Origin of the sequence: Paenibacillus sp. FSL R7-277 (assembly GCF_000517965.1) — a bacterium.
Taxonomy (GTDB): domain Bacteria; phylum Bacillota; class Bacilli; order Paenibacillales; family Paenibacillaceae; genus Paenibacillus_AQ; species Paenibacillus_AQ silagei.
On sequence record NZ_ASPX01000058.1, the window covers coordinates 19,263 to 46,254 of the forward strand.

General features: G+C 53.3%; 18 protein-coding genes. 1 reads left to right on the plus strand and 17 read right to left on the minus strand.

Annotated features, from left to right (window positions below):
- Window positions 1-181 precede the first annotated feature (181 nt).
- From C173_RS17905 to C173_RS17960, 13 genes are all read right to left on the minus strand, one after another.
- Window positions 182-2,005, minus strand: a complete 1,824-nt coding sequence (locus C173_RS17905) for a sensor histidine kinase (RefSeq protein ID WP_036727033.1) — start codon at window positions 2,003-2,005, stop codon at window positions 182-184.
- Window positions 2,002-3,471: a response regulator gene (locus C173_RS17910; RefSeq protein WP_036727035.1), complete on the minus strand. Its 1,470-nt coding sequence runs from the start codon at window positions 3,469-3,471 to the stop codon at window positions 2,002-2,004. Before C173_RS17910 ends, C173_RS17905 begins: the two co-directional genes overlap by 4 nt.
- Before the next feature lie 103 nt (window positions 3,472-3,574).
- Window positions 3,575-5,179 (minus strand): extracellular solute-binding protein, encoded by a 1,605-nt coding sequence (locus C173_RS17915; protein ID WP_155991530.1) that lies wholly within the window; start codon window positions 5,177-5,179, stop codon window positions 3,575-3,577.
- Between the two features lie 115 nt (window positions 5,180-5,294).
- Entirely contained in the window at window positions 5,295-6,200 is a 906-nt protein-coding gene (locus C173_RS17920; protein WP_051478146.1) for a carbohydrate ABC transporter permease, read from the minus strand.
- Window positions 6,194-7,144, minus strand: a complete 951-nt coding sequence (locus tag C173_RS17925; protein ID WP_081751225.1) for an ABC transporter permease — start codon at window positions 7,142-7,144, stop codon at window positions 6,194-6,196. Before C173_RS17925 ends, C173_RS17920 begins: the two co-directional genes overlap by 7 nt.
- 137 nt (window positions 7,145-7,281) lie before the next feature.
- Window positions 7,282-7,500 (minus strand): hypothetical protein, encoded by a 219-nt coding sequence (locus C173_RS17930; protein ID WP_036727038.1) that lies wholly within the window; start codon window positions 7,498-7,500, stop codon window positions 7,282-7,284.
- Between the two features lie 47 nt (window positions 7,501-7,547).
- Complete coding sequence (locus C173_RS17935) at window positions 7,548-8,726, minus strand: Ger(x)C family spore germination protein (RefSeq protein WP_036727039.1); 1,179 nt, start codon at window positions 8,724-8,726, stop codon at window positions 7,548-7,550.
- A gap of 18 nt (window positions 8,727-8,744) precedes the next feature.
- The gene (locus tag C173_RS17940) at window positions 8,745-9,848 is read right to left on the minus strand and encodes a GerAB/ArcD/ProY family transporter (protein WP_036727041.1); all 1,104 of its coding nucleotides are present in this window, start codon (window positions 9,846-9,848) and stop codon (window positions 8,745-8,747) included.
- Window positions 9,849-9,882: 34 nt separating this feature from the next.
- A complete protein-coding gene (locus C173_RS17945; RefSeq protein ID WP_036727042.1) occupies window positions 9,883-11,307 on the minus strand; it encodes a spore germination protein in 1,425 nt (474 codons plus the stop codon).
- A 74-nt stretch (window positions 11,308-11,381) separates the two neighbouring features.
- A complete protein-coding gene (locus tag C173_RS17950; protein WP_081751227.1) occupies window positions 11,382-12,353 on the minus strand; it encodes an NAD(P)/FAD-dependent oxidoreductase in 972 nt (323 codons plus the stop codon).
- Between the two features lie 101 nt (window positions 12,354-12,454).
- On the minus strand, window positions 12,455-12,583 hold the full coding sequence (locus tag C173_RS35375; protein ID WP_268748456.1) for a hypothetical protein: 129 nt from the start codon (window positions 12,581-12,583) through the stop codon (window positions 12,455-12,457).
- A gap of 529 nt (window positions 12,584-13,112) precedes the next feature.
- Window positions 13,113-13,862 (minus strand): AIR synthase related protein, encoded by a 750-nt coding sequence (locus C173_RS17955; RefSeq protein ID WP_036727044.1) that lies wholly within the window; start codon window positions 13,860-13,862, stop codon window positions 13,113-13,115.
- The gene (locus tag C173_RS17960; RefSeq protein WP_036727046.1) at window positions 13,859-14,749 is read right to left on the minus strand and encodes an AraC family transcriptional regulator; all 891 of its coding nucleotides are present in this window, start codon (window positions 14,747-14,749) and stop codon (window positions 13,859-13,861) included. The genes C173_RS17955 and C173_RS17960 overlap by 4 nt, the downstream gene beginning before the upstream one ends.
- A 181-nt stretch (window positions 14,750-14,930) precedes the next feature.
- Between C173_RS17960 and C173_RS17965 the strand changes: the two genes are divergently transcribed.
- Window positions 14,931-16,229 (plus strand): alpha-glucosidase/alpha-galactosidase, encoded by a 1,299-nt coding sequence (locus C173_RS17965; protein ID WP_036727048.1) that lies wholly within the window; start codon window positions 14,931-14,933, stop codon window positions 16,227-16,229.
- A gap of 88 nt (window positions 16,230-16,317) precedes the next feature.
- On the opposite strand, the gene C173_RS17970 is transcribed toward C173_RS17965, so the two are convergent.
- The 4 genes from C173_RS17970 to C173_RS17985 all read right to left on the minus strand — a co-directional run bounded on the left by C173_RS17970 (window position 16,318) and on the right by C173_RS17985 (window position 26,966).
- Complete coding sequence (locus C173_RS17970) at window positions 16,318-17,574, minus strand: peptidase G2 autoproteolytic cleavage domain-containing protein (protein WP_036727049.1); 1,257 nt, start codon at window positions 17,572-17,574, stop codon at window positions 16,318-16,320.
- A gap of 133 nt (window positions 17,575-17,707) precedes the next feature.
- The gene (locus C173_RS17975; protein WP_036727051.1) at window positions 17,708-18,481 is read right to left on the minus strand and encodes an ABC transporter ATP-binding protein; all 774 of its coding nucleotides are present in this window, start codon (window positions 18,479-18,481) and stop codon (window positions 17,708-17,710) included.
- A gap of 206 nt (window positions 18,482-18,687) precedes the next feature.
- On the minus strand, window positions 18,688-19,959 hold the full coding sequence (locus tag C173_RS17980; protein WP_200869564.1) for a BNR-4 repeat-containing protein: 1,272 nt from the start codon (window positions 19,957-19,959) through the stop codon (window positions 18,688-18,690).
- A gap of 611 nt (window positions 19,960-20,570) precedes the next feature.
- Window positions 20,571-26,966, minus strand: coding sequence for a rhamnogalacturonan lyase family protein (locus C173_RS17985; protein WP_036727052.1), 6,396 nt, complete (start codon window positions 26,964-26,966; stop codon window positions 20,571-20,573).
- Window positions 26,967-26,992: the final 26 nt, after the last annotated feature.

Here is a 26,992-nt window from a genome sequence, read left to right on the forward strand (position 1 = left end):
TGTTTTTGTAACCGTTTTAGTAGAAAATAATTACAGTGCGACAACGAGTCAGGCTCAGTAAACAAACAATTGGATACTTGGCTAACAAATAATTGGATAAACGTAGCTCATCCTGAAGCCTGCCCCCCCCCATGCAGCCAAACAGGGCACCTCCCGCTAAACGGAGGTGCCCTGTCCAAACTCATATACTATTAACTCCTCCCGGCAGCTTCGGAATTTTCACGTTCACAGTTGTCCCATAGCCTAATCGGCTGTCAACGGTAAGTCCGTAGCCTGCTCCGAACAGATGGCGGAGCCTGTTATGAATATTCAGCAGCCCGATGCCCTGTGCCGATTGCCCGGTCAGAGCCAGCTCCTTATGCTCCAGGCCAAGCTTGGCCTGAAGGGCGGCCAGTTCCTCCGGCTCCATTCCCCTGCCGGTATCCGTAATACAGAAGCACACATCTCCGCGCGCATCCAGGCTCCCGGTAATCTGAAGGCTTCCACCCTGATCCATCCGTTCCAGCCCGTGATAGACCGAATTCTCCACGATGGGCTGGAGGATCATCTTAGGGGTCTGCAGCTCCAGCAAGCTCTCCTCCACATCGAGCGACAAGGAGAATTTATTCTCGTAGCGGATCAGGATGATCTTCATGTAAGCTTGTATGCAGTCTACCTCTTCACGGATCTGCACAAGATCATCCTTCTTGATGCTATAGCGGAAGATCTTGGACATGCAGTACGTAATTTGTGCAATCTCCCGGCTTCCATACTCCAGTCCGATGCTGCTGATACAATTCAGCGTATTATACAGGAAGTGGGGATTAATCTGGCTCTGCAGGGCAGAGAACTCCGCCTGCTTCTGGCTCAGCTCGGATTCGTATAGTCTGGCCTGGGTATTGAACATCTCCCGCGTCATTTCGTCCATCTCATCCATCATCCGGTTAATATCCTGGGCCAGCAGGCCCACCTCGTTGGTGAACCGGACTTTGATCCGGAAGCCTCTGTCCCGCCCTGCCACCTTCTTCATATCCATGACCAATCCCATCAGGGGACGCATCAGATTGTGTAAGAAGAAGCTGCCTGTAATAATCATACTCACAATAATACCAAGGCCGACCATAATGCTAACCTTCCGCATGGGAATCATGTCGGCCGTCAGTTCCTGCACCGGGATCATACTGACCACACGCCACCCGTCAGCCTGCTCCAGCCCCTTAACCTGAACGAGAACCTCCTTGCCGCCGATCGTTGCTTTTACCCCGTTAAGCAATTGGTTCTTGTCCATAGACAGCACATCTTTGATCACATTGCCCCGCGCATAGGAATTGGTGGAGGCAACCACCTCGTCCCGGTTATTCAGAATATACAAGGTGGAGTTCTGCGTTAATTCCGTATTCGCGACCAGTCCCTGCATTTTGTCCATATTGACCATCACCATGCAGTAACCCGTAATCTGTGAGAAATGGACGCCCCCGATCGACTCCACAATGGGAGCAATATAGAAGAACTGATCTGTCCCTGTCCGGTCATCCTTCAGAATGGCGGTGAACTTCCCCTTCTGCCGAAGCGCAGGATCGTTCTTGTACGGGCGGATAAAGGTCTCATACAGGTTAATATAAAAAATATCGCCGCTTGCAGAATCCTCGCTGGAGAGGCGTCTTCCCTGGAGATCATTGATCATGATGCCGTTCACATAGGAATTGAAGGACCGCATATATTCCATCAGATCCAGGGCATAGGGAGCGCTGTCGAACGCCCTTTTGTAATCATCATCGGCGATGGTGAATTCCTGAATCAGCTTGCTGTTGACCGCAAAGCCGGTGCTGATCCGGATATCATTGAACACCGAATCAATCTTGCGGCGGGTCTGCTCAATCATCTTGTTGCTGTAGGTGACCGCCCGCTTCTGTGTCAGATTCGAGAAGCTGTAGAAGAAGTAGAACTCCATGACCATGAAGATCAGGATGGAGCACACGATGAACAGCCATAGCTGATGCTTCAATTTCACCTTGCCGGTCTTCATGGCCTGTTGCTCCGTTCACTTTCCCTTTTTCTGAATTTGGCGGGCGTCATCCCGCAGTGCTTCTTGAACACCTTATTGAAATAATAGTAATCTACATACCCGGACTGGATGGCAATGCTCTCAATAGACAGGTCTGTCTGCTGCAAAAGCCCGCGGGCTTTCCTGATCCTCAGCTCAGCCACGTATTCAGAGAAGGTTTTGCCCAGATTCTTCTTGAACAATTGACAGCAATACACCTGATTGATGAAAAATTGGACCGACAGCTCCTTCAAATACAGCTTCTGCTCATAATTCCGGTCGATATAGGCGACCATCCGGTTGAAGCAGGAGAGAATATCCCCTTCCTGCAAAGCACGGCTATTCCCTTGCCGGAGCACGGTAAGAACGTCATGCAGGAAGCTGCACAGCGACTCCAGATCCTCGAACCGCTCCTTCAGCTCAGCATAATTCAGGAACTCCAGCTCCATGTCTCTGAGTTCTTCCGAATAAGCGCTCGTCAGAAGTCCGACGGCCTGATTCCATAAGTAGACCACCTCAATCATTCCCAGCTCATGAAGCCTGAAGTATTCCTGCAAGCCCAGGATGTAAGTCTCGATGCTGTCATATTGATTACCATGAACTATAGAGTGCAGCTCATCTATACAGGGCTTCACCAGAGGCAGCTTGGGATTATAATAGTGAAATGCGCCGGAAGCATCATCCACGAATACCCGGGAGGCCGCCAGCTCTGCTTCCTTGATCAGCTTGCTGATCTGCTTAAGCCCGCTGCCGATGCTGCTGATCCCCACCACAGGAAGCCCTGGACTGCCTGCGGCCGCAGGCCATTCATCCGTGATTCCTTCCAGCTCACTCTCCTGCTCTGTGATCAGAACCGCCAGCAGGGTGCTTGCTCCGTTCTCTACCTCCAGCACATGAACCGGCTGCCCGTCCAGCTTCAGCAATTCGCCGAGCTCCGGCCGGTCTGCCTCATAATGGACAGCAAGCACCCGGCAGCAGCCTGCACTCATGCCGGCAGGAAGGCAGCGCCTGATCTCATCTTCATCTGCCGAGGTAAGCGCATCCAATAGAAGATGATTGCGCGCCGCACTTCGCCGGGAGAAGTGCAGGGCGAGCTTCGCCAGGAACGTATCGGTCATATCCACATCCAGCGGCTTGAGGAAGTAATCCAAGGCCCCGTAGCGCAGCGCTTCCTGGGCGTATTCAAATTCCGCATATCCGCTTATAATGACGAATTCCGAGTCTATGCCCTGCGCTTTGGCCCGCTTCATCAGATCGAGCCCGGAAATCTCCGGCATCCGGATATCTGTGACCACCAGATCCGGCTCCTGCAAGGCGATGGCTTCCCACGCCTGATATGCACTTGTGAACTGTCCCGAGATTTCAAAGCCATACTGCTCCCAGTCAAAGGCATTGCTGATCCCTCTAATCGCCCACGACTCATCATCTACAATAATGACCTTGTACATGGATATCCTCCTGAGACTGTGGATTCTTCTGATGTGGTTACACAAAGGAAATGCGGATAAACCAGGCCAATGAACAGCCGGTGGTTTATCCGTATTTCAGGTGTTACTTCTTATTCGCTGTGACTTCCCTGTAGTTCTTCACATTCTCTTCCTGAACCGCTTTACCGCCGGCATCCATGTATTCTTTGACCAGCTTATCGTACAAGGCGTCGAATTCGGACTCCTTGGCCACGATCAACCGGTCAATCATCTGCTTGTTCATATCGCCCAGCGTCTTGCCGTATTTGATGTTGGATTCGTTCGGCACTCCGTAATAGAAGGATGAATAGCCGTCTGTTGTGTTAATTTTGTACGATTCCATAGCGAGTTCCTCATACTGCTTATCCCCGGAGGCCAGGGCTGCGGCATAGGTTTTGACGTTCTTTTCGGTGTCGCCCAGCTCAGCGCCGTTAACAATCATCGTATAATCCATGTTCAAATTACTCATCTGCATTTTCTCGCCGGTCTGTGATATCCCTTGCGGAATGCCGTCTTTCAGCGTATGGTGAACGCCTTCTTCACCGAACTGCAGGAAGAACATCACCTCCGGGTCCGCCATCCAGTTCAGATATTTGACCGCCAGCTCCGCGTTTTTGCTGCTTTTAGGAATGAAGGAGAAGATTCCGTTCTCATTATATACCTCTTTGAGGTATTTGCCTTCGGCATTTTTGAAGGTATCCACCGGAACATAGTGGGCATCCGGCGAGTTTTGCTTCAGTGGTTCACGGATTTTCTGGGTCATCGGATAATCCCAGTTGGCGGCATAGAAGCCGACCTTGCCGTTGGTGACATCGGCATCCGCTTGCTTGGTGGTTTTGTCCAGGGCAAAATCGGGGCTGATCAGCTTCTCATTATACAGCTTATTCAGCCATTTGTAGGCATCTTTGTTGCCCGGCTTCAGCCAGTTCGGCGTGGTGACGAATTCCTCCTCTGACATCTGGCCCCAGAAGGATTGAACGAGGTTGCCGAAGGTGTAGTTCATGCCGGCTGCCGCCGTTGCCCAGGGAATGACGCCGTTCACATTGCCCGGGTTCTTGTCGCGGAAGGCCACCAGCGTATTGTATAACTCATCTCTATTGGTCGGAAGCGGCATCCCGAGCTTGTCGAGCCAATCCTTACGGATGAACATCCCGTTCCAGGCCAGCAGGGTGCGCTTGCCCGGGATGGATACCTGCTTGTCGTTATATTTGCCGTAAGCGAGAACGTTCTCCCCGAGATAAGCCTTTAATTGCTGGCCGTGGCTCTCCAGCAGCTCGTCGAGCGTGTAGAGGCCGTCACTTTTGGCAAAGCGGGTCACCAGTGTCCCGTCATAGGTGAACGAGATGTCCGGAGCCTGGCCCGCAGCCATTAATACGTTCAGCTTATCAACCTCCTGGGACCGGGGAACCGGTACATATTCCACAATGGCGTTATTCGGCTTGCCGAAATGCTCATTCACATATTTCGTCCAGAAATTATTATTCAGATCCGGCTGGCCCTGAACCCCTCTGTCGAACACCTCCACCGTCAGCTTTGCAGGAGGATCAGAAGGAGATTTTGCTGCATTAGACGACTCCGGCGCGGCTGTCTCTTTGCTCTCTTTATCATTGCCGCCGCAGCCCGCTGCAACGCCGGCCAGCAGCACGGTGCTGCACAGAACGGCCGATATTTTCTTGATGCCTGTCTTCACGGTATACCACCCTTTCATCTCTTATCATGATAGTAATCCAGATTATAGCTTTCTTGCCCAGGCAGCTTCAACTTCCCCCAGTCTGGCCTCCCCCCTTCCGCAGAGTATACCCGCCTCAGCCCTTTATCGCGCCCGTCATTACACCGTCTACGAAATACTTCTGCAGCTTGGGGTAGATCAGCAGAATCGGAATCGTGGTGAACATGACGCTTGCGGCCTTCAGCGACTCTGGCACGATGAACGAGCCGACACTGCCCTCGCCGCCCTGCTGACTGTCCAACTGCTGGTTGGCTGAGATGATCTGGTACAGCTTGAGCTGCATGGGATAGAGCTCTTTTTTGGTAATATAAAATAACGCATCCTGGAATCCGTTCCACCGGTCTACGGCATAGAAGAGACTTAAGGTGGCAATCGAAGGCAGCGAGAGGGGCAGGACAATCCGGAGAAGAATTCCCAGATCCGAGCACCCGTCGATGGACGCCGATTCCTCCAGACTCTCGGGAAGGGAGCTGAAGAAGGTTTTCAGGATAATCAGATTAAATACACTCATCGCGCCCGGCAGCACCAGACTCCATATCGTATCCATCATCCCCAGGTTCTTGATCAGGATATAGGAAGGAATCAGACCGCCGCTGAAATACATCGTGAAGACCAGAGCGGACAACAGGAAGTTTCTCCCCCACAGCCGCTTTTTCGTTAACGGATACGCCGCACAGATGGTCAGGAACATACACACCACCGTGTAAAAAATCGTCAGGACAATACTATAGCCCAGCGTATACAGCATATCGGCATCGCTCAGAATCGTCTTATATGTCTCTACAGTGAAGTCTACCGGCCATAAGCTAACCTTTTGCGAGATAATCGCTTCGTTGGAGCTGAATGATAACGCTATCATATATAGGAACGGGACAATGCAGGTGAACGACAAAGCCACTATAAAGACTATAATCGCAATATCTGCCACACTTGTTTTCCGGCCAATCCGCCCTGTTCGTATCGTACTTGCCGCTCTCACCATATCCCATCCTCACCCAATTTCTTCGCAATATAGTTGGCACCGATCAGCAGGGTCAGACCTACCACAGACTGGAATAGCCCGACGGCCGTTGCCTGGGAGAAGTCTCCCGAGCTGATGCCCACTCTGTACACGAAGGTGCTGATGACATCGGAATATTCGCTGACCAGTGAATTCCCCATTACAAACGGGCGGTCGAACCCGATCGATACCATTCGGCCAATCTGAAGAATCAGCAGAATGTTAATCGTAGATTTAATGCCCGGCAGTGTAATATGCCACATTTTGCGGAGTCTGCTGCAGCCGTCCATATCGGACGCTTCATACAGCTCCTTGTTGATGCCGGTAATCGCTGCGAGATAAATAATCGTCCCCCACCCGATGTTCTGCCATACCCCCACAGTAATATAGGTGACCAGCCAAGGGGTCTTCTGCGACAAGAATTCAATTTTCGACAGGCCCAGGCTATCCAGGAAAAGATTAACCATCCCGCTGTTGGAGAACATCAGATAGACAATCCCGCCGATAATTACCCAGGACATGAAGTGAGGCAGATAGAGAATCGTCTGCGTTAATTTCTTAAATCGGGCCATGCGGACCTCGTTAAGCAGAATCGCCAGGATAATCGGGGCCGGGAAGCCCGCCACCAGATCCAGCACATTCAGGACCAGCGTATTTTTGAGGGCACGGTAGAAGCTGTCCTGCTGAAAAATAAACCGGAACACATCAAGTCCGACCCATTCGCTTCCACTCGTCCCCTGAAAAATATTGTAATCCTGAAAGGCCATAATCAAGCCGTAAATCGGTGCATATTTAAAAATGGCAATGTACAGGAGTGGCAGCAGCAAAAGGATGTAGAGTAGGGCATCTCTCCTGATCCTGAGCCAAAAGGTGTGTCTTCGCGTGAGTCCGATTTGATCTTGCTGATTGTTTAAAACCGCTTTCATTTCTCCCATCCCTCCGGCTGTATTAAGGAGCTCTCTTGTTCTTCATTATAGCTGCGCCGGGAGATAAGAAAATGTAATCGCTTAAATGAATTTGGTAATAACTTAAAAGACAGCCCCCGGAGGGACTGCCTTAAGCTTCATTTCATAATCAGATCGATTCTGCCGAACAACAGCTTCACCAGCTCGGTGGGACCCGGCAAGCCTGGTTGAAATAACAGAAGAATGGTAAGACCCGCCGCAGCAAACGTAATGCCTGCAATCACCTTTCTGGCTTTCTTGTCCTTACTGCCCCGGAATTCAAAAATAATGATCCCGCAGGACAGCAGCAGAATACTTAGGATCATTGCCATTTTCATGCTTCCCACATCCTTGTATGGTTGCTGGAATTCAGGCGTACCTTCCATCAGTTGGCCGATTGCTCTGGTATGCCTTGGGGCCCGGTTGATCTTCCGTTACCAGTAATACTCGTCTTGACGGAGACCTCCACCTGCAGCTCGGGGTACATAGTCTCCCACTGTTCCTTCTTTGCCTTCCACTCTTGCGGGTAATGTTTGCGGAAGGAATCGGCGAATCTGTAAAAGTCGGTCTTCTGCTCCTTTTGGGACATATGGAGTGCCTGATCGGCAGCTTCCTTAAGCCGCTTCTCCCAAGCCTTCTTCAGCGCTATCACCTTCGACGGATCAGTCAGATTGGCATCAGTTGTATTCAGAACGACCTCTCCACTCGCCACAATCCGGACCTTCATCATCCATTCCCCATTAACGATGCTTGGCTTCAGCATGGTGGTGATTTGTTTAGACAGGATCGAGAAGGCCCCCTTCTCCCCTTCCAGAGTAACCGGCATGATAATATTATTAAGCTCATTAATCATGAGCAATACTCCGAGGCTTACCGGTTCTTTTACAGTGAGGGAATAACGGCCGTGCTTATACAGGCTTAACCCCTTGAGTGAGGGGGTCGTCGCATTCGGTCCATCGTTCGGTTCCGGGGGAGCAATCAGGATACGGGTTAGGATGGCCGAACCGCTGGCTCCCTGAATGGATTGGGATAATTCCAGCAGAGTCACACGCGTGCCCAGGTTCATATTCGCCATTTCCCGGAGAGATTCGGAGGAGCTGCGCTCCAGCGGGTCCAGCAGGGCAAGAATATCCTTGGCGGAATCCTTGCTGGAGAAGATATACGCATGTTCGCGGAACTGCGGATAACGGAGGAAGAAATCGACGAATTCCCGCAGCCCCTGCTTCCCCGCCTCTTCACTGATCACAATCACCTCACATTGGCCCCAGAACATATGGCGGGCGACCTTCCGCTGCAGCCGGTTCAAGGCTTCCGCAATGTTCACTCCTTCAGCAGTGCGGGTCATGGTGACTCCGCTTGCGCTTTCGCCTGCCCCGCCGCTCTCCGAGCCGCCGCTTCCTTTACGCGGAATGAAGATCTGGGCCGTCAATTGTGCCTGGCCGTCTTTATAATCCACGCCGGTGGCGAGCACGATGGCCAGGTCATTGATCTCCGTCCGGTCCCAGCATCCGCTGAGCAGTATACTGCTCAGCAGCAGCATAATCATGACTCTGCAGCCCCGCATTGCCCTCCCTCCTTATCATCATCCCTTGCTCAGAAGCTTCAGCCCCTTCTTCAGCAGAGCCAGTCCATAGATTGCAGCGGGAATCCCCACCAGGAACATCATTGTATATATGTTAGCCGAAGCACTGATAAGCGCAGCCGCGCCCGCCGCGCCCGTAACTACCCAGTAAGAGAACAACATGCTTACGAAGGCGAGCGGAATCACCAGCGGTTTATAATCGTTCAGCCCGAACCATTCAGCGGCTGAGGTGGCGAAGATGTAGAGAAAGACAGAGATTTTGACAAAGATCCCGAAGATCCAGATCGCAATAATGAGCGCCTCAATATGCTGCAAGAAATCGGCAATCGTAATGTAACGTGCAGCAATCATCACCGGAAAAGCAAAGCTGTCCGTCAAATCACCCATCAGCAGCAGGCAGAACAGATTGGTCACAGTCATCGCCAGTGTCGTTACGACAAGCGAAACGAGCATCGTCCGGCCCAGATGTTTCTTGCTGTTGATGTAGGGCAGCAGAAAGGCCAGCACAGTATATTCACTGAACCATGCCGCCGGAGCCACCGCACCTTTGACGATAGGAACGAATCCGTTCTCCATGAACGGAAGCAGCTCGGCAGGCCGGAGTTCTCCGGTCAGGAGCACAAAGATCAGGCAGAGCATCACCACCAGGAGCGTAACGAACACCTGGGCGGTCCGGCTGACCACCTCTATGCCCTGCCTTACATTAATCGCGCAGACCGCAACCATCGTCCCCATAATGACAAGCAGCGGCGTCTTGGGAAGTGCATTATTCACAATGAACTCGCCGTATTCCAGAATAATCAGGCCGTTCAAATGGGGCAGAAAGAGCAGAAAACCCAGCCCGATCACCTTGCCCGGCAGCCACCCGGCGATCAGCAGACTGGACTGCATAATGGTCTTGCCGGGATAAAGCCGGTTCAGTCCAAGCGAGATCCCTATAACCGTTACTCCAATCAGCGAGCCCAGGATAGGCGATAACCACATATCATGTCCTGCATAATGCATGGTGATCCCGGGGACAGACAGGATAGCGGTGGCAAGAATCGAGGGGAAAACAAGGAAGGCCAGCTGGGTAACAGATATTTTCCCTTTGTCAGTCAACATAAGAATCCCCTTCTCTGGTGAAGTCTGGCTGCCGTCATTTGCTCCGCGGCTGCGAGATCCACAATACATCCTTCAAGCCCTTGCTGAATGTCGGAGCTGCCGGTGACAGATAGGGCCTGCCGAACGAACGCAGACTGCTAAGATGAATGACCACCAGGATGATGCCGAGCATGACGCCGATCAGCCCCATCGTGCCTGCCAGAATCATCATGGGGAACCGCAGCAGACGGGTTGCGATACTGGCGGAATAACGCGGAACCATGAAGGAAGCAATGCCCGTGATCGCCACGATAATGATCATCGGTGCAGAGACAATTCCCGCAGTGGTGGCAGCCTGGCCTATGATTAGTGCGCCCACGATACTGACAGCGGAACCTATCTGCTTCGGCAGCCGGACGCCGGCCTCCCGCAGCGCCTCGAAGGCTATCTCCATAATGAGCGCTTCCACCAGGGCCGGAAAAGGGATCTCCTCTCTCGCCCGCGCGATACTCAGCAGCAGTACGGTAGGTATCATCTCCTGATGGAAGGTGGTGATGGCGACGTAAGCCGAAGGGAGCAGGAGCGACAGAGCATAGAAGATGTATCTGAGCCAGCGGACAAAAATACTCATGTAAATGTTCTCGTAGTAATCCTCCGGGGATTGCAGCATGGAGAACATGTTAACCGGGGCAATCAGACTGAAGGGAGTCCCGTCAATCAGCAGCGCAAACCGGCCCTCCAGCAGATTGGAGACCACCACATCCGGGCGCTCCGTGGCAATCATCTGCGGAAACGGTGAAAAGGGCTGGTCAATGATGCCCTGCTCAATATACTGGCTCTCCAGCACATCCTTGATATTCAGGCGGCTTAGCCGTTTTTTGACTTCAGTGACAAGTCCCGGCTGAATGATTCCTTCCACATAAGCGAGGGTGACCTTCGTATGGCTGTACTCTCCAATAGTGTTAGAATGCAGCTTCAATGCTGGCGTTTTAAGCCGCATACGCAATAGAGACTGATTCGTAGCCAGAGCTTCCGTGAAGCCGTCACGGGCACCGCGCACAGTGGATTCAGCCGCCGGTTCTTCGGGAGTCCGGGTGGGCACCTTGTATAGAGGATAGCCCTTACCCGAAGCCAGGCCATCCAGCAAAAGCACAGCTTCACCGTCCAGGATCGCTGTTACGGCTTGTCCTACGGTTCTAATCTGGTGAATCGAGGCGACCGGAACCTCAGCAGACCCTTCCACTGCCGGTTCAACTGCAAGACCAGTCTGCTCCAGCGGGGCCAGCAATTGCTGCTCCAGCCGCTCCGTATCACATAATCCTGTACAGTACACACAGAGCGCGGAAGTACGATGAATCGTCTGGAACGAATGGAACACCACATCCTCACAGCCCGCAAACACTCCGCGCAGCACCTGTCCATTCTCTGCCAGCCGCCGGGTCAGCTGGGTCTCCTGTTCTGCTTCCGATGCAGTATTCATCCGTACTCCCTCCCTGCGCTATCCTTTGAATTTCATATTCATAGTGATGTTATCCTGTGCTATTGGGGGAAAAATTATGCAAGCCCGGTCTTCCAGGCTTCCCGGTTCAATTCGCCATTCACCGCAGCAGCAGCCAGGGCGCCCGATGCGGCCGCAGCGATGGATTGATGCATCATGGAGGCGGCATCCCCGGCGGCGTAGATCCCGGGCACGCTGGTCTGACCGGACTCGCCGACTTCCAGGATACCCTGCTCAGATATCCGGCAGCCCAGGGAATGCGGCAGATCCGTTCCCGGAGCCAGCTCAGGCCGGAAGAATATTCCGGTACACGGAATTTCCGTTCCATTCATAAGCTTCACATGCTTAACCATGCCTTCATCTGATGCAATCTCGCGAATAGGATTATCGAATAACGGAATAGCGTGGGCACGCAATTCTTCGCGTTCTGCTTCTGTCAGCTCATCGGGTCCATTCGTGCAGACCGCAAATTGCTTAGTCCACCCATATAACAACGGAGCCAGATGCATGAGTGCTGCTCCTCTGCTGATGATTACCAGCGGCTGATCTCTTAATTCCCAGCCATCGCAGTACGGACAGACAAAGGCGCTCTTCCCGTAGACCTTGGCCAGCCCCGGAATGTCCAGCCTGCGGTCCTTCATGCCTGCGGCGAACAGCAGCTTCTTGCTGGTCAGCTTAAGCCCTGAAGCCGTCTCCAGCAGGAAAGCCCCATCCTCACCGGTAATGGACACTACTGTATCTTCAATGTGTGAAACGGATGGATAAGCGCCTAGCTGTTCTATGGCAATCCGCCGGAGTTCGAACGGAGCGATCCCGTCCCGGGTCAGAAAGCCGTGCGCTTCCCGGGTGACCGCATTACGCGGCTGCCCGGCATCAATCACAATCGTCCGTTTGCGTGCACGGCCCAGCATCAGCGCAGCATTAAGCCCGGCTGGGCCACCGCCGATAATTACTGCGTCTGCATTTGCTGCATTTGCTGCATCTGTATTAACTACATTTGCGGCATCATTATTTTTCAGATTCGTCATTTGTAATTCCTCCCTGTGGTTGGTTTGAGTGGTTGGTGTCTGGTGTGGCGGTGACGGCAGATTGATTTGTGGATATTAGAGACTTCCGTAGTCCGTGAATATCACAAAAAAATAGACACCGCATCTCCATCGCTCACCTGCGTCGCCAGTCTGTATTGCACAACTGCATCGACCAATCTGTGCTGCCAATCTGTAATGTACATCAGCGTCGACCAACCTGCATCGTCCAATGTACATCGCCAATCTGCAATGTACATCAGCATCGCCCTTATTAAGGACTATGTGTGTCTATAATAACTTTGAATTTGAATGATGTCAATTGTGGCGCTTCCTAGCGCTTATTAAGCCTTATTCAAACAGATGCTTATGCTGATTGAAAAATTGATAGAAAGATTGTACATTCTCCAGCTCATACCACTCCCTGTCTGCAAGGGGCTGGCAGTGCCCATTGCGCTTGGATAGCGGATGAGACTGGGATGTGTATGTTTGCGGGAGCGCATTTAGTTGGATTTTCTCCACTTCCTGAGGAACGTATGGGCCATGCTAGGGAAACAATTGGAAAAATGGCACTTAAATAATCACTCGTTACCTGAAACGGCCTAATCTGTAAGCAGCAGTTGCTATTTTTCCACTTGCTTCAGGACATTTCGCAGAAAGAGGGAAATTAAGATACGTTTATCCATTTGTTTGCTGGCAAGGCAGATTTGCCTTAATCAAAGCCGCCTTGATTCGCACTTGTATGGATCTTACGCAAGCCGTTCAAGGCTGCAAATAACCGATAATCTCCATTTTGCCTCCTATTCTGGACTGAAGCTCGCTAATCCTGCGTTCCTCTGCCGCAAAAATCACCGCTGTCGCCGGCCCCCCGGATGCCTGTAGCTTATCCTCTATTCCAGGCACCGGCTGGAAGCTGCAGCCGCTTAGCTCCGCCAGCAGTCCTGCTTCATACCCGGCTCCCTTCGAGCCGACCGGATGAATGTCATGGACCTCCGGCGCGCCTGCCAGAAGCTGAAGCTGCCGGAGGGTACACTGGCTTGCTTCCTGCTCCAGAACAGCGCTTCCGACCAGCGGTTCGCCCAGCATCACGATGCAGTCTCCTGTACTTGAACATCCCAGCTTCAGCTGCGTCTCATCCGCCTCCCCTATCACGGTAATACCGATACCGGTCTGGCAGGTCACGAAATTATCCTCGGTACTGCCGTTCACGTGGGCGGCAGTCAGTCCGGCTTCCTGAAGCAGCCTGTGGATGCCCCGGATAATTTCATTCCCTGTAGGCTCCTTCTCTACCGCTAAGGTATCGATGACCGTTAAGATCTCCGCCCCCACAGACAGCACCTCCATTACTGCAACTCTGGCAGCATAATAGCCTGCGACAGCCGGGGGTGTCTGCACCGCATCCATCGGCTTATTCCCGATGCTGGCGCTGGAATCGCAGCCGATGACCAGCACCCGGCCTCCCCCTCTTCGTACTATGGTCAGATCACGGATTCGCTGAACTTGCGGTTTCATATGTTTGATCCTCCTGTATCTTTTTCGTTCCCGTTCCTAAGCGCGGCCCGGTATTCACTCGGCGGCATGCCCGTAGCTTTGCGGAATTGCTTAGAGAAATACAGGGCGTCATTGAAGCCGACCGATGAGGCTACCTGTTCGATGGTCAGCGGGCTTGCGAGCAGCTCTTTGGCCTTGTCCATCCTCACTTTGAGCAAATACTGCTTCGGTGACATTCCGGTCCGCTGCTTGAAGGCCTTGGATAGATGGACCCGGTGATAGCCGAGCGAAGACGCGATGTGATCAATGCTGAGCTGCTGGTGGAACTGCAGCGTAATCCAGCGGATCGCCTGGTCGATCTGCCGGTCGATCATCTCTGGCATTTCGCTTGGATGCGGCGGCAATTGATCCAGATTGTCCCGCCCGAAGCGGTGAAGCAGCAGCCGCACCCAGCCCGAAGCCTCCAGGCTCTCCAGCCGTGGATATGCGGATTGCTTGAAGGATTGCCGGATGCCCTTATACAGGTTATGCAGCTCCGGGACCGAATCCGAATGGGCGAAGGGCCGCTCCCTGGTGATCCCGACCGCCCGAAGCTGATCCAGCACGCCAATGCCCTGCAAGGCGACCCACGCATAATGCCACGGGTGGTCCTCGTCCGCCTTATAACTGAATAACATCCCCGGGATAATCACAAAAGTATCTCCTGCCTTGCACTCCGCCGAGAATGTATCGCTCTCGAACCGGCCGCTGCCCGCAAGAACGGTATGGATCAGGTAGAAATCATGTACAGACGGTCCGACGGTGTGGCCGGGATGCGGCCTCCCTTCCCCGCTGAACAGCACGGACAGCTCCTGCTCCTCCGGGGTCAGGTTGATGCCCAGGGTGAATTCATAATGCTCCGGGTCCATGCAACATTCCTCCATATGTATCTTGTCTTTCTCCATAGCCTGCGCAGCGGTTCTATTCTATAGTGATTATAGTAGAAATCAGCGCAAAAAGCTTCTGTTCCAGCACATTTCTGTCAGTTTCATCCGCAAGTGGCTGTATGACAGAAGGCTTTTCACGCATTTTATAGGAGGCTTATCACTTATGTCTAAAGTTACATTTATCGGTGCCGGAAGTACCGTCTTCGCGAAGAATGTACTCGGCGATATCATGGCTACACCTGCCCTTCAGGGCTTCGAGCTTGCATTATTCGATATCGATCTTCAGCGCTTGAATGACTCAGCGAGTATGCTCCAGAATCTGAAGAAAAGCAGCGGCAGCACATGTACCGTCAATATGTATACTGACCGCAAGGAAGCGCTGCGCGGTGCCAAATATGTGGTGAACGCCATTCAGGTCGGCGGGTATGATCCTTGTACGATTACCGATTTTGAGATTCCCAAGAAATACGGCCTGCGCCAGACGATCGCTGACACTGTAGGCATCGGCGGCATCTTCCGCAACCTGCGGACCATCCCGGTAATGCTGGACTTCGCGGCCGATATCCGCGAGGTGTGCCCGGATGCGCTGTTCTTGAATTATACGAACCCGATGGCCGTTCTGACGAATGTCATGAACACTTACGGCGGGGTGAATACTATTGGACTCTGTCACAGCGTGCAGCAGTGTATCCCTGGATTATTCGACCACCTCGGCATTGACAAGACAGGGGTACAAGCCAAAATCGCCGGCATCAACCACATGGCCTGGCTGCTTGAAGTCACGAGAGACGGCGAGGATCTGTACCCGGAGATCAAACGGCGCGCGGCCGAGAAGCAGCTTGAGCCGCATTATGATATGGTCCGCTATGAGATGATGCTGAAATTCGGCTACTATATTACCGAGTCCTCCGAGCATAATGCCGAATATCATCCTTACTTCATTAAGCGGAACTACCCGGAGCTGATCGAACGCTTCCAGATTCCGCTGGACGAATATCCGCGCCGCTGCGTGGAACAGATTAAGGGGTGGGAGCAGATGCGCGGAGAGCTGGTGAACAACCAGGATCTGACGCATGAGCGTTCCCATGAGTATGCCTCCTACATCCTGGAAGCCATGGAGACGGATGTACCGTTCAAGATCGGCGGCAATGTGATGAACACGGGCCTGATCACCAATCTGCCGCGTGAAGCCTGTGTCGAGGTGCCTTGTCTGGTGGACAGAAGCGGCGTAACGCCAACCTTCGTAGGCGATCTGCCGCCGCAGTGCGCAGCGCTGAACCGGACCAACATTAACACCCAGCTCCTGACCATAGAAGCCGCTATGACTCGCAAAAAGGACCATATCTACCATGCCGCCATGCTGGACCCGCATACCGCCGCCGAACTGTCGATGGACGACATTGTCAGTATGTGCGACGACCTGATCGCGGCTCATGGTGACTGGCTGCCGAAGTATCAATAAAAATTAATTCTCAATAACAAAGGCAGCAATTCTCTATAACTGGAGAATTGCTGCCTTCTATTTTTGCGTTGCGCGCTTGCAGAACCATTTATTTCACATAAATTTTGATTTGATCCGGTGCTGTTCTTGCAAGAACGCGATACCCTGTTACTGAAGCGGTCGCTACTCCATTCTCACCAGGCAGACAGTATCCGTTCACCTGGCAGGTTCCGTCATCCCGGACCAGAAGCTTGCCCATGGTTCCTACAGCCACCCATTCTGCACGATCGATCCGCGATACATACTTTTGGGAAGGGTCGAATTGGGGATTAACAACAGCCGTGCTCATAGTATATGCAGGTGCCATAACATTACCTTTGCTGTCTGTCACAGCCCTCACTTCCCGGTCTTCATATCTAACCCTGCCCCATTCATCCCTTTCGTATTTGCCTTTCCAGTTCAAAGGACTTGCATCACCAAGCACAGAAGGACTTGCACTGACCACGCCCAAGATATATTGATCTGACGGGGTTGCTTTTCTGACCCGCTCTCCATCCGTGGTTACAAAATATCCAGGCTCTATCGGCAATCCATCCACCGTCTCAAACATTTCGGCATAGTCTGCCCCAGGAGATATTACAGTGCCTTGAAGATATAAATTTCCTGTAGAACCCTGAAGCACAGCAGCCAGGTCAGGGGCGGCCGGATTACCATTGGCTAAATGCCAAGAAGCAGGAAACAGTGTTTCACCATAAGTACCCATAATATGAGCATCAGTGTGTTCTGGCAGAACAACTGTACTGTTCCCTTCAGCATGAGAGTTCTGAGCACCTGCAATTGTACCTGAACCTTCAGCATGAGAAAAGTTTCCATTGGCCTCAGTGAAGGAACCTTCAGCATGAGAAATAAACCCATTTGCCAGTGTTGAGAAGCCTTCTGCATGAGCAGCAGAACCAGCAGCTACAGTCAGGTAGCCTTCTGAGTGGGAATATTCTCCACTTGCAGTGCTCTGATTGCCTTCCGCATGTGAAGCTACACCCGAAGCAACCGTTTGAGCACCCTCAGCGTGAGATTGAGTTCCGGAAGCAGTAGTTAAACCTCCCTCAGCGTGGGCAGCGTCATTGATTGCAAAGGTCCTGTAGCCTTCCGCATGTGAGGCCGGTCCTGATGCAAGCGAACCATTCCCTTCGGCATGGGCCGTGTCCAAAACTGCAAGGGTCTGGTACCCTTCAGCATGAGCCGCAGAAGCGTTGGCTGTGGTCTGGTACCCCTCAGCGTGAGAAGCAAACCCGCTTGCGGTCGTGGAGTTCCCCTCTGCATGTGAGCAAGATCCGGAAGCGGTTTGATTGCATCCTTCATCTGCCATAAGCCATTCCTCCTAATATTGTGGTTTTTATGGTCCTGCCCTACACAATATTGCGGACTTGATGGAATGGACACGGCATGTCTCCCGGGTACAAAATATTATTTGTCATGGCTTCCCCGGAACGCCTCTTATATTAACCCAAAGTCAGCCATCTCCGGTTATGGTGCTCCTGCACCTCAACCGGAGTATCAAAGAACTCACTGAGCACCTCGGACTTCAGGCATTCTGCGGTCTCGTCAGCTTTATAGATTTCCCCTTTTTTAACCAGCAGGGTATGCGTGAAGCAGGGTGTAATCTCTTCGATATGATGGGTCACATACAGCAAGGTGGGGCCGCCTTCCTGTTTCGTGATCTTTTCGATCATCTGCAGCAGCTGCTCCCGCGCAAAAATATCCAGTCCCGTACACGGCTCGTCCAGGATGAGCAGCTCAGGATTTGCAATGAGTGCCCGTGCGATGAGAATCTTCTGGCGTTGTCCCTGAGACAAGGTATCATAAGTGCGTGCGGCCAGAGCCGAGCAATCCAGGAATTCCAGCAACTCCTCTGCCTGATTCAGGTCCTCTTCTTCCGTCTTGTCGTACAGTCCGATTGTGGCGAACTTGCCGCTCAAAATGATGTTCAGCGCCGTCTGATGGCCGTACAGCTTCTGCTGCAAAGAGGTGCTGACCCAGCCGATCCGCTTGCGCAGCTCCCGCAGATCCACATCACCGAAGCGGTGGCCAAGCACCTCCACCTGACCCTGGGTCGGCCAGATATAGCCGTTCACGACATTCAGCATCGTCGTCTTGCCTGATCCGTTCAGACCGACTATGCACCAGTGCTGTCCCTTCTCCACCTGCCAATTCATCTCGTGCAGAATCATCGTCTGCTCACGCCGCCAGGATACCTGTTCAAGCGATATAATCATGTTCCGGTGCTCCCCCTTGCTTCGTAATAATCTTCTAATGAAACATTATAGCAGCTCAATGTATTCTGCGCTTGTTAGACCTGCCCGGACTTACATCCTGGAAATGATGCCCATTCCGGGCAAACTGCAAATGAAAGAACCCGGGCGAATGTCCGGGCCTTTCATTAAGTGGATAGTATAGTTGTGCGGTGATCAATTTGGCCAGCCTAGTTATTTCGCCCATAGTAAAGCTTCAGGTTCGTTACATCTACCAAGTACAAGATGTCAATGCCCTTCGGGCAGCGGTCTACCGCCAGCCTTTCCACCGGGATACCCGGTGCAAGCGAGCTCTCTGTCCAGCCTCCGCCGGTATTCACTGCCATGAATGCACGGTCAGTACCGCTGCTTTTGACATAATAGATTCTGGATGTTGTACCCGTCCAGGTCACATCAATGGCCGCGTTGGTGGGAGCAGCGTTATAGACGGTCTGCAGTTTCCAGCCCCCTGCACCGTAAGTGGCCTGCTTCACAGCAAAGCTAGTGCTGCCCTCCTCACGGTAACGGTAAGCGATCACCGGACGTCCCGCTGCATCAAGCGTCATCTTGGCGCTCTGTACGCCCGGGCCGCCGGGATCACTGCCGCTCTGCACATAGGCTTCGCTTGGAGCCATAGGCTGCACAATATCCGCCGTAGTCAGGGAGACAGGCGCTGTGACCGGAGTTCCATCCGCTTTGCTGAATACCCCCGTGGACGGGCTGTACTTCAGATAGGACAACTGATGGCGCAGCGGGCTGGCGGCGAAATACGCCCACTCGAACAAGATATGCAAGTCGCCGTTTGCATCAAAAACCAGGTCATCCGGATAGACAGACCGGTTCAAATGTGCCGCAATGGTCTTGACCTGAGTCCATACAGAGTCGGCATTGTTCCAGCGGAGCAGAACAGCCTCTCTTTTGCCGGCCGGGTCTTTGTCAATGCGAACCAGCAAATACAGATCTCCATTCGGAGCGGTCGTGACTACCGGATAGGTTACCGTCATGCCTGCGGGCAGCTCGTCCGAGTGGTTCTGCGGAATCCCGCCCACGGTATCTGAGCGGTAGTAGCGCCAGGGATTGCTGTGCATGGAAGCAAAAACGTGGAACCGGCCGCTTCCGTCTCTCGCCATAGAAGGCTGGTTGTGCCCGAGATCATCCAGATATTCCGCCGGGGTTGTCCCATCCATGAGCGGAAGCTTGCTCCATATCCCGTCGTTGTCTCTTCTTGCAATAGCTACCGTATGCTTGCCGGGGATCGATCCCGGGGCGTTATAAGCCATATAAGCATACTCATAACCAAGCCCGTAAGTGGCAAGAGGAGACCACCATCCCGCCTGATTGCTGGAATCCATCGGAAAAGGCACCTCCTCCAGCACAGCCGCCGCGCTCCCCGCCCCCGCTGGCACTACAGTCAGCAGCAACGTCATCACAAGAGTAAGCATCCATTGTTTGATCTGCTTCAACGATTACGCCTCCCTTAATTCTTGGTCTTACATACATAAATAGATACCGGGTAGCCATGTGAACGCATTACCCGTTCCAGCAACTATCCTGGTGTTCGTATGCCTGGTCCTAGTGTGTGACATGGCAAGTTGCTAGTGTTACTGATACTGTTGCTGGCCCAAGAATAGCATGCTGCTGAAAGGATTGTTACTGTACTATTGCAAGATTGCTGTAACTGGCGGTTTTTATTGTAATAGCTCCACCAAATTGCATGAATGCCCACTCTCTTTTACTCTTCGCCTACTTTTAGCGGCATCCAGTGTAGGGAGGTGCACTAGTGCTCCTTATTTGCTCGTTTTGCTCGTATCCGGTACATTCGGGGGTACTAGTGCACTATATTTGCCCCGTCCGGCCCGCATTCGCTGGATTCAGGTGCACTTTTGCTCTTCATTTACGATTGCCGCCTACTTTCGCATAACTCAGGGGCACTAATGCTCCTCCTGCCTCTCCTCCATCCCCATTCAGCCCAAGCCATGAGATGCATCTCTTGCAGCACAAAAAGCCCGGTTTCCCGGGCTTTTCCAGTTAATCTCGCACGAACAAGCGCATCATCTGGTCTTCAACCAGCCGCTCACTTCCCTACAATCACTGTCATCTTCGCAGATCTGGTCTCGCCTGCTGCGTTGCGCAAGACGGCTTCGTATTCATAGGTTCCGGGGGTTTTGCCGGAGATTGTAGTGACTGCGGATTGGGCATCCGGGGTATGCGCCTGTAGAGTCTGTGTATCAACCAATACTCCATTCTCGTACAGCTGGTATTCCGTTGCATTCGTCCCCCACCACAGATTCATCATCACCGCATAGCTGCCGTCCCCGTCCCAGTTATCACCCGATAATACCGCTTGCCCAGGAGAAGCATCGGTGACCGTCACCGTCAAGGGTGCGCTCGTCACCGATCCATGCAAATTGCTGAGCTCCAGCGTATAGACGTATGTCCCGTTCGGTCTGCCGGCAATTTTGATCTGCACGGACTGGGCGGACGGTGACTGGTCTGTCAGAGCGCCTTCTTCAATCTTTTCTCCATTCTCATAGAGCTTGAAGCGGGTGCCATTATTGCCCCACCAGAGATTCATCGTAACCGTATAATCGCCGTCCCGCAGCCCCGTATCATGCCCATTATTATCCGACAATACAGGCATACCTGGAGCACTTTCTGCTAGTGGTATTCCCTGGCTGATCCATGCGGCCCATCTCGTTAGCACATTCCCTTGTTCCACCGTAAAAGCCGCAGCGGCCCCAGAGCTGACCTCCTGGCTGTATGCTGCAAGCAGCGTTCTGGCCTTCGCCCCTTCACGCGCCCCCGCCGCTTGCTCCGCCAGCATTAACTTACTGGCGAGCTGCTCTGCAAGCGCCGCTGCACCCGGGTCTGCCGATTCACCCGCGAAGGCACGGGTCAATTCAGCCAGACTCGCAAACGTAGCGTAAATACTATAGCTGAAATCCACACTTGTCTCACGGCCAGCAAGGTCGCTGACGGTGGCCGTTATTTTATGCAGACCGGGTTCAAGTGTATACGCAGGTGTATTCAGCAACTCGCCGCTTGGTTCTGCAACACCGGACACCGAATCGGAAGCCGTATAGCTAATCTCGACCTGCTGGTCAATCGTATACTGTGCCTCTCCCTGAATAATTACCGCCGGAGGCGAGAGGTCAACCGCTACTGCCAGTGTCTGCTCGGTCTCCTTATTACCGGCTTTATCCACACTCCAATAGGTCAGGGTATGCTTGCCCTCCTCACTTATCGTCAGCATGCTGCCGGTCTGAAGCTCCCCGCCATTCACCTTGAAATACGTCTGGTCAATCCCGGATTGCTCATCGCTCGCGGTGAATGTCACTTCCGCCGCCGATGTGTACCAGCCGTTCTGCTCAGCCCCCTTCACTGCCGCAGACGTATGCGGCGGGGTCTGATCCGCTTGCCCTCCTTCCAGAGTAACTAAAGCGGACAACGGAATATTCAGCTCCTTCACCAGCCCCGCTAGCAGCTCCGATACTTTAATCGCACCGTTCATCTGCAGATGGGTGTTGTCCTCCGTGGTTCCCGTCCACATGAAGATGGATTTGGTGCCCTCTGTGCCCAGCTCCTGAAAATACTCCCAGCTCGCTTGATTCAAATCAATCAGCAGCGTGCCCGTCTCCTGCGCCGTTTCCTTCATCGCCAGTACGTATGCCGGGAAGCTTTTGTTCAGCACTTCACCACTGAAATCCCTCCGGTTGACAGGTGTAACCAGCACTGGAATCGCACCTCTCTGCACAGCACCGTTAATGTAATCCTTCAGATACACCTTGAACTGTTCCGGGGTAAGATAACGCTCCGGCCGGGAGGGTGTGGAGTCATTATGTGACCACTGCATGAACAGATAATCCCCTTCATGAATGCCTAGCAGAATATCGTTTAGATATCCGCCGTTCAGGAAGGTTTTGCTGCTTAGTCCGCCGACTGCCCTGTTATCAATGCTGATCTTCTCTGTGTCAAAATAACGGCCCAGCTTCTCGCCCCATCCGGCCTGCGGACGGTAGCTCTCCGCATAATTGGCAACCGTGGAATCACTCGCCAGATAGATAGTTGGCTTATCAGCCGCCCCCTGCTCCGGAAGGCGCTCAATCTTCAGCGCGTTGATCTTTGGCGTACTGCCGGAGAAGCTGAAGTTAAATACGCCATCGATCAGGGCGATATCATACGTAACTTCCTTGAATTGGCCTGAGGGGATGGTGGTGACCGGGAGTTTGTTCATTTGCTCCACCGTAACACCCGTCTGGGTCACTTCTTGCGCATCCCCGATGGTCATCGTTACACGGTAATTCGCCGGCTTCATCTCCACTACGAGAGAGGTCCCGTTTACACGGGTGAAGTCCTCTGTCAGCGGGTTGCCGGTTCCCCGGTTCTCGTCTTGGACCAGCGCGGTGTCGGCGAACCCGTATGCGTTCCCTTCCACGTAGGCCCGTTTGGCATCCACCTTCGTATAGCCGTCTGCTGCGCTGCCGGAGCCAAAATCAAATGAGTACGTGCTTACATCACCCGCAGGCTCACGGGTCAGTGAGTCGCGTGCAACCTTAAGCATATTCACAGCATGATCGATTTGCGCCTGCGAGGCTGTTGTCCCGATCAGCGCCTCGGCAGCGTTCAAGGCTCTATGCACCACAGCTACAGAAGCTTCCGTGTAGGATGTGAGATCGATAGCCTTCACTTCCTGATGCAGCGCAATCAATGCCGTCATATCGCCTGCCGCCACCGGAAGCTTCGTACCCTCAATCTTCACGTTGTCAATCTGGGTGGTCCAATTCAGCGTGCCTCCTCCTCCTTTTCGCGTACCCAGGAACCGCAAGCCCCTGACGTTATTGTCATAGACTCCCGGACTCAACGGAATATCGCGGATCGTCTGGGTGACACTTGGGTTAGCGAGACTGGTCAAGGTGAGATCCAGACTTTTCTCAGCAAAATCAATCTTCAGCTTGATATTCACCCACTGATTCTTGGGAATCGTCGTAGCGGTTCCGCCCCCTGGAATGGCAGTGGTGCCGGTACCATAGTCTGGTGTGTACGGGCCGGTGAAATAATGAATGTTCGTATTCGGGCTTGCCGCTCCAGTCTTGGTGAACAAGGTGAAAATAATATTCTCACTGGCATCCTGCAGACTTAAATGCCCCTCCGACGGGACAGCGCTGACGTTGCCAGAATGCCAATTGAAACCGACATTCACAATGTCGCCGTTCACCGCATCGAACAGGCGGAATACCTTAGCGCGGTTGCCGGAGCCGGAACCCGTCACAGACAATACCTTGTTCCCGTTCTCTTCTGTAACCGTCCCCGCCATAGTTCCGGCAATGCCAGTAGCATTCACCATCGAATATTGTGCTGCGGCCGGGTCACCCTCGAAGTCCTCCGCATATTGCTGCACCTCCGGCTCTGGCTCCGGCTCGGTAATACCGGGATCAATCACGAACGGGGAGATGCTGAGGTTCATCTCCTTCACTGCGCCCGCCACCAGACCGGCAATGACCTGTGCGCCATACGTGCTGAAATGGGTATTATCGCTGACACCGTTCGGGTATTTCGGGTACTCGCCAGGATTGGCATACAGGAAAAACTTCTCCGTAGCGGCCAGGCCGACACGGTTATACTCCGCAATGCTGAGCTGGCTCAGATCGATCAGCGGCACGTTCAGCGCAGCCGCTGTTTCTTTTGCCGCCTTCACGTATTCCGGAAAGCTTACATTGAATTCTTGAGTGATCGTATTGAAATCCCTGCGTCCTACCGGCGTTAACAGAACCGGAGTGGCCCCGCGCTGCTTCGCTCCGTTCACGTAGCGGGTCAAGTACGCTGCATAATCTGCCGGAGAGGCATAACGGTCAGGAATGCCCGCGCTGGCATCGTTGTGGCCGAAGGAGATGAAGAAATAATCGCCCGGTCTGATCCGCTGCAGGATACTATCCAGACGGCCATCCACCATGAACGACTTGCTGCTTCTGCCGCCGATGGCATCATTCTGGACCGTTACTCCGCTGCTGAAGTATTTACTGAATTGCTGGCCCCAGCCTTCCTGCGGAGCCTGCATTCCGCTGTAGGACTGCATCGTCGAGTCACCAGCCATATAGATGGTTGTTCCGCTTCCCGGGACCTTCTGCGGGTATTTCTCGATCTTAATCTCTTGCACATCGGCAGCCGTGCCGGAGAAAATAAACTCTAACTGGCCGTCCATCACTGCAATGTCATAGGAGTAGAGCAGCGGCGTTCCGGCATGAACTTGGGTGAGCGCCAGCTTTTGCACAAATTCAGATTTGACCCCTACACTTGAGTCTCTGTCTCCGCTGCCCAGCTTGAGCGTCACCTTGTAATTGGCATCCGGCAGGTCCACCGCAAACTTGGTGTTCTCCGGCAGGGAAGCGTGGCTCGCGCCCAGGGTGATTCCGCTTATGCTCTCGAAACCATATCCCGCTCCCTCCGTGTAAGGGGTAGCCTGCACAGAAGTTGTTCCTGCTGGCGGCTCCGTACCGAACCCGAAGTGGTAGAGCTGCTCCAGCGGTTGCGGCGCGCCGGTCAGTGCCAGATTCGCTTTAGGGAATGCAGTGGCCTCCGTCCCTAGATAGAAGCCTGTGTGCGGCGGCTGGTTGTACGCCACGTTCTGCCATGCAATCCCCAGCCGGTACACCGGATCTTGCATAAGCGTCGGAATTCTGTAGGTTGTAGGAATCGTAGTGGTATAGAGTCTATACTCCGAGCTGTCTTCGCTGCGCAGCAGCAGCTCCTCGCGCCAATCGCCCAGGAGATCCGCCTGAAGGGCCGGGTTGCCTTTGGTATGATTATTGGTCAATGAACCGGCTGCCCGGAGAATCTCCTTCAGCTGCTTATTGCGGTAATCCCACTTATAAATCAGCGGAATGCCTTGCGCGGTAGTGTTGTTCCAGTCGTGGTCGAACAGCTCCCGCTGAAGATCCCCGTCCCACCAGATCGCAAAATTCGCACTTCGCGGCACTTCATTCTGTTCATAAATCACCTCACCGTCCGCTGCGTAGCCGCGGGATAACGGGTCCATCTGACCATTCACAATCGTGGATGCCCAAGACTCATAACCGGGATGCTCCGGATCGATATCTGCTGACATTCCCCGCCCGGTATCTTTGCCGGTGAATTGTCCCCAAAGGATCTCTCCTGTAGCAGCATCGCGCATCTCCAGCCCGTAAGCAGCATCCTTATGCTCATGCACACTGACAACCTGATACCCTTCCCGGTTCGGATCAAGCTTCCCGGCGTGCATCGCATCTCCATGTCCAAGTCCGGTGCTGTAGAGCAGCGTGCCGTCATCATCAATCGACAGCGCACCGTACATGATCTCATCCCGGCCGTCACCGTCTGCATCCAGCACACTGAGGTTGTGATTGCCCTGTGCTTCATATTGCGCGCCAGCTTCGTTCGTGTCAAAGTTCCAGCGCTTCACCAATGCGCCATTCGTGTAGTCGTATGCGGTAAGTGTTGTTCTTGTATAATAGCCACGGGCCATCACAACGCTTGGCTTCACGCCGTCCAGGTATGCAATCCCGGCCAGGAACCGGTCGACGCGGTTGCCGTATCCGTCTCCCCACGAGCTGACGTTGCCCCTTGGCGGGTCATAGTCAACGGTGGACACCGCAGCGCCGGTCTGGCCGTCGAACAGCGTTAAATATTCCGGCCCGTCCAGGATATATCCGCCGTCATTGCGGTAATCCTTGGTGCCGTCACCGATGACTGTACCCTGACCGTCTTTGGTGCCGTCTGCCGTTTTGACCACCACCTCGGCTTTGCCGTTGCCGTCCAGGTCATACACCATCAGCTGCGTATAGTGCGCCCCGGCCCGGATGTTCACGCCAAGATCAATGCGCCAGAGCTTGGTCCCGTCCATTTTGACCGCATCGATGTAGACGTTCCCGGTATAGCCTGCTTGTGAATTATCCTTAGAATTGCTGGGACTCCACAAGAAAACGATCTCATATTCCCCGTCCCCGTCCAGATCCCCAACAGAGGCATCTCCGGCATAATAGGAATACGTCCCCCCGTCTTTGGTCCGGCCATCAGCAGGCTTATCCAGCGGAATCGGCAGATAAGAGTTATGCCACACTGCCGCCCGCTCCGGCTGCATTTCCTCCTTCCCGGCAACAATCGTAGAAATCTGATATTGCGAGCTGTCCGCACCCGTCGTATCCACATAGTTGGTAGAGTCTACGATCGGTGCCGGGTTCACCTTCATCCCGTTCTTATAGACGTTGTAAGCGATTTCATCCGAATCCGTATTCAAGTACCTCCAGCTCACAAAGACGCCGCCATCGGTCAGAACCGCCACCAAGCCACGGTCCAGATATTCTGCCTGCCTGGGAGGAAGATTTCCGGTAGAAGCTGCATGTGCCGGTGCGGGCGGGAGAGCAAGCGGTAAGACCAGCAGACAGGATAATAAGAATGTGAGCAATGATTTCTGAACAGACCTCTTTTTTCTACCCATGGGCTTAACTCCTCCTATTATTCTAA